Source organism: Streptomyces sp. NPDC026672, from assembly GCF_040638185.1.
GTDB lineage: Bacteria > Actinomycetota > Actinomycetes > Streptomycetales > Streptomycetaceae > Streptomyces.
Map to the genome: position 1 here is coordinate 1 of NZ_JBEZXS010000100.1, position 2,252 is coordinate 2,252.

Here is a 2,252-nt window from a genome sequence, read left to right on the forward strand (position 1 = left end):
CCGTTTTTAGCGTAGTCTTCGACTTTCACAGAAACCGAAGAAGACGCTGAAAGCGCCCATTTTGACTAAATGCCCAAACTGACTCCCGTAGCCTATACCGCCGAATATGAATGCTCTGGGTCACAGATCGACACGTGCCCGATGTTCAGCGGCGGTATGCTTTTCGGTTAAGTTTGCGCCACCTCAGCACGAGGAAGAATTGTGTTGTAAAGGTTTCCACTACAGTGGGCGGCAGCTCAAGTGCGTGTTACTTGCCGAATATGGCCCGAGCCGTCGTACTCTGCGGGGACTCCCTAGGCCGACGTCAGCATGCTGTGAGCCGAGCCGGGTGCTTTTAGCTTAGTTTCCTCCGGCCCAACGGTTTATCGTCGACGCCTCGCCGCCTCCGGACCGGAGATCCTCACAGCAATCTGGGAATCACCTACCCGAGTGCACGGGAGAGCTCAGAACAGGCCGATGCGAGTCGGCCGCCAATGGGCAGGTGACTGTGAACATCGACGGCGCACCGGTCCTCACACACCCCGAGAAGCATGATGCCGCCGTGACCTGAAACAAGCTCTTCGGCGTCACCCCTTTGTCGCGTTCGTCGACTACGGTCAAACCAGGTCTGCGGACCCGGTGGCTGCCCTGCTACGGCACGCAAGGCGAGCTCCAACAGCGCCAACGACCACATCCCATGCCTCCCGGTTCACGCTGACCCGACCCCCGAAAGCTCTGCCGTGGGGACCGGCTGGCACTATTCCAAACCGCCTCCCGCGACGGCACCCGTGCCCTTCCTCGATTGGGTCTCGATCGGGCCAGCAGCTGTCGTATTCCGTCGGAATTACCATCCCTGGCTGAGGGGCGTGCGTCTGAGCGTCCGCAAGTTATCGCCCATACTCCGGCGCCCAACTGCGCTTCACCGATATCGACAAACCGCGGCTGACCTGCTTCGCGGCCAACACCAAAGGCTGCTGGCCCGTGCATCTGAAACTGCATCACCGCAGGCAGGCTCGCCGAGAGGACCATATCCGAAACGCCGACGACACCGGCCTGCGCAACTCACCTCTGCACGAGACCCCATAGAATCGCCGGCCCTAGCCGAAGATCACCTGTTCCGCCTGGATGCCGATGTTCGGCCCGACCGGCAACCACCCTCCGCTGAGAACCCAGGAAGCTGCGCCTGTGCCCATTCTCCGCCACCCAGCTCGTGAACACCGGAGGCCGTCAGTGGTTCCTCTCCACAGTCTGATGCCGCTGTAGCGACGTCATCACCCACGTGATCAACAGACTCCACGCCCTCCCGCACTCCGGCTGACCAGCAACTTCGCACGTCCCATCAACCCGCAACAGCGAAGTCGAAACCGGCGCCCGCCCGATACGAAGGTTGACTCCTCGGCCTGCCCAGCCACGAAAAGATCTCGCCACACAGACGCAACACCCCCGTTAGCACGATGAGGACTCATAGACGATTGAGCTCAAGGAACTCAAACACCTCTCGCCTATGATCTATGCCACTCACACCCATTCGCTAAATGCACTATTTGCCCGCTCTGGCCCTATTGCCACTCCGTCGATCACGATGCCATCATCATGCTGTTTTAATGCAACCCCAAAGAAAGGGACCCCTGATGTCTTCGATGAATAAAAAAGTTCTCGCAACGCTCGCTTCAACCATCTCAATCCTCGGTCTAGCGATAGTGGGAGCACCTGCCGCCAGCGCTGCCACCGCCGGGGCATATGGCTGTAGTGGCACGGAAATCGACACCTATCCCGTGAAAGCCTTGGATGGCACCGGCAGCACCTGGGGTACCGTCCATCTCTACTACAACGCTTCAACGGGCAGCAACTGCGCCGTGACGGTGAAGAGCGTTTATGTTGGGACCCCGAGCTTCACAGCAATCTACCTGAACAGTAGCGATGGGGCAGTACACGACGACGACGCCGGAAATTACTCTTATTACGCAGGCCCCGTTTCCATACACGCTCCCGGCCGCTGCATTAGCATTAACGGGGTTGTATGGAATCCCGCACACACGGAACTGGCCCAACAGGTGGCAGTTGGCGTTCACTGCGGCTGAATTAGCCGGGTCGCACAGGCTGTGAGCGAATTTTCGCATCCCCCACCCTTGCGCCGCGTTGAATATCCGAAGGCCCGTACTGACACTGCGGGCCTTCGGGCATTCCTCGTCATCTTTATACGTGAAACCGTAAAGAAAGGGGACCTTCCACGTTCCAGGATGCTCCACGTTGTTGAACCACCTTACAACGGC

1 protein-coding gene is annotated in these 2,252 nt (G+C 59.0%); it reads left to right on the plus strand.

What is annotated here, in order from left to right; all coding sequences use genetic code 11:
• Nucleotides 1–1,610 precede the first annotated feature (1,610 nt).
• Complete coding sequence (locus AB0F77_RS42895; RefSeq protein WP_361960208.1) at nt 1,611–2,060, plus strand: spore-associated protein A; 450 nt, start codon at nt 1,611–1,613, stop codon at nt 2,058–2,060.
• Nucleotides 2,061–2,252 lie beyond the last annotated feature (192 nt).